This is a genomic window from Neisseria sp. Marseille-Q1983 (genome assembly GCF_018224585.1).
GTDB lineage: Bacteria > Pseudomonadota > Gammaproteobacteria > Burkholderiales > Neisseriaceae > Neisseria > Neisseria polysaccharea.
In genome coordinates this window covers 1-2,391 of sequence record NZ_JAGTUI010000088.1, presented here as the reverse complement: position 1 = coordinate 2,391, position 2,391 = coordinate 1, and the positions used below count along the sequence as shown (strand labels likewise).

Genomic DNA, 2,391 nt, shown 5'->3' with positions numbered 1-2,391 from the left:
CCTCAAAGAAGATAGTGAGGTCGTCTGAAAAGCGAAAACCGCGTGCGTGCGTTCCCACACACCTTACGTCAAGACTGAAAGTTTTGTGCGGGGCTGCGGCTTGCTATAACTTACTTACAGAATATTTCATGTTAGAGGAAGAAATTCCATCTTCAAATTATTACTCACAACTAATTCTTTGAATTTATCAGAAAAAGCCCAAATTAAATCATCATTTATATCTTTTGCACAAAACTCAAAACCAGATATATTTCCCAAAAATACAGGTGGATAATCAATAAACTTCTCTCCATCTATTTCATAAAAATTTGATTTTTCCATATCTACTAATTTAGCAGTTAATTTAATTTTTCCAAGGAAAAATTTAAATTCATTATTCTTGATTCTAAGTTTAGCCGGAAAAAAATCTAATTCATTTTTTAATTTATCAGCTAATTTATTAATGAAAGTTTCAGAGAACAATAACATCTTAGGAATTGTTTGAATATAATCTGTTTTAGAAATATTTTTGTAAGTATATCCACTCTGAGCTATAAAAACTGCTTCATCTGTATAATTGCCTTTATTGTAATTAATAAATTCCACAATTTTTCCATCATCCTGTTTTAAGTCCGCATAAGCATCTTCATTATCAACAGCAGAGTATATTTGATAAAGAGTCATCATTTTTTTCCTTTTTTACTATTACTTTTAGAAATTGGTGCAGCACAAGTATATTTGCCAGTTCTAAAACCTTCTCTTAATTCGTTTTGCATTTTTAATATTTCTTCTGAGATTTTCTTTTTACTCCATTTTTTATTTTTAGCAATGGTAGCCAATCTTTCTAATCGTTGCTCAACCATTTCATTATAAAGTTTATGCTCTGTAGTCCATCCACGATGTAACCCCAATTTTGGATTAGGGTCTATTCCCGTTGTCACAGGCAGATACACCATATTTGTTGCACCATGTATGCTTCTACCACTTTGTGCAAACATTGGATGATTTCTAAGCGACCATGGAATAAGATGTTGTCTTTGATAGCCACGTTTAGTTGGCATCCATTGTGGCATGTCTTTTGACGTTCTCTTCCATCCCAAAGGATCGATCCAATCCTGAGTATTTGGAGCAAACTGATACAGGTTATCACCACCAAAAAGCCCAATCGGGTCCTGATTGATGAAACGTCCAGTATCAGGCTCATAGTAACGGAAGAAATTATAGTGCAGCCCAGTCTCTTCATCGTAATACTGGTTTTGCAATCTAAACGGCTGATGGACGTTCTGATAGACCCGCTCATCCTTTTTCAGACGACCCCAGGCGGTGTATTCGCCGTACCATAAAAGATTGCCGTGGATGTCGGTCATCTCGCGCGGGATGCCGATTTGGTCGGTATGGAAATAGGCGAGGTATTGTGCTTCGTCTTGGTTGTTATGGAAGACTTGGGCTAGGGGTTCGTAGCTGTCTTGGTCGGTGTAGAGATAGATGTAGTATTTAAACCATCAATATTACAAAGGTCGTCTAAAAATAATTTTAAACGACCTACATTTTAGTCTAACCTTCTTACTAAAAGTTCTTCTCCTCTAATATTCTAGAGAGATTATTACAAGTTTCTAATAAAATCTATTTGCTCAGAAAAATTATCTTTCTTAAATACAAGCCTATTCCCTTTATCATCAGTAACATAAATAATGTCTTTAAGTCTTTTACTAAACTCGCCTAAATCTCCAATAATAAAAAATATTAATGTATTCGTTCTATATAAATCATCATTTGTTAGATTCCAAACCATTTCAGAACCAGAAATATAGAGCAAATCTGAACTATTAGCATTTTTAACATGCCATCCATAATCCAATAAAAGGTCCATAAAATTATTTATTATTTGAAAACTCATTATATTTCCTTATATTTTTTAGAAAAATCCTTTAGGTGCAGTTACACCTGATTTTTCTAATCCTTTTATTACCATATCCTTAGATATTTTTGCTCCACCAGACGACCAAGTATCAATAGATAATATCCGATTCATTTTATCCGTAATAGTTATACTGTATGAGTTGTCTCCCAGTTTTCTTATATGATAATTTCCTCTTGTACCTTTTAACATTTGTCCATCAGTAATATTTTTAATTCCTCTTTTTAAATATTGAGAAGGAGATAAGCTGCTATGTCTCTGAGCATGATTTTTTAACCCTGTATCATTTGCAGTTAAAGTCCTTCTTTTCTTAAACCTAGGGTTTTTCTTTCTGCTATTACAATTTAAACCCCAAGGATCTAACCACATAAATACATTAGGCGCGAACCAGTACAGATTCTCCCCACCCAATAGCCCAATCGGGTCTTGGTTAATGAAACGCCCCGCCTCAGGCTCGTAATACCGCATCAGGTTGTAATGCAGCCCGGTCTCTT

3 protein-coding genes and 2 pseudogenes are annotated in these 2,391 nt (G+C 34.4%); all 5 read right to left on the bottom strand.

Going from position 1 to position 2,391, the window contains the following annotated elements:
• Nucleotides 1–126: 126 nt before the first annotated feature.
• Complete coding sequence (locus KEM39_RS11115) at nt 127–663, bottom strand: hypothetical protein (protein WP_211710047.1); 537 nt, start codon at nt 661–663, stop codon at nt 127–129.
• A pseudogene (locus KEM39_RS11750) lies at nt 663–1,040 on the bottom strand (AHH domain-containing protein); the annotation flags it as partial. The pseudogene KEM39_RS11750 and the gene KEM39_RS11115, both read right to left, overlap by 1 nt.
• A gap of 33 nt (nt 1,041–1,073) precedes the next feature.
• Nucleotides 1,074–1,469 (bottom strand): annotated as a pseudogene (locus KEM39_RS11110) (RHS repeat-associated core domain-containing protein); the annotation flags it as partial.
• Between the two features lie 113 nt (nt 1,470–1,582).
• Nucleotides 1,583–1,876: a hypothetical protein gene (locus KEM39_RS11105; RefSeq protein ID WP_107863811.1), complete on the bottom strand. Its 294-nt coding sequence runs from the start codon at nt 1,874–1,876 to the stop codon at nt 1,583–1,585.
• An 18-nt stretch (nt 1,877–1,894) separates the two neighbouring features.
• The coding region (locus KEM39_RS11745; RefSeq protein WP_249182766.1) for an RHS repeat-associated core domain-containing protein at nt 1,895–2,391 on the bottom strand (497 nt) is incomplete at its 5' end.

Excerpts from the sequence above, each read along its gene's own strand:
- KEM39_RS11105 (WP_107863811.1), bottom strand. The coding sequence starts at position 1,876 with ATGAGTTTTCAAATAATAAATAATTTTATGGACCTTTTATTGGATTAT.
- KEM39_RS11115 (WP_211710047.1), bottom strand. The coding sequence starts at position 663 with ATGACTCTTTATCAAATATACTCTGCTGTTGATAATGAAGATGCTTAT.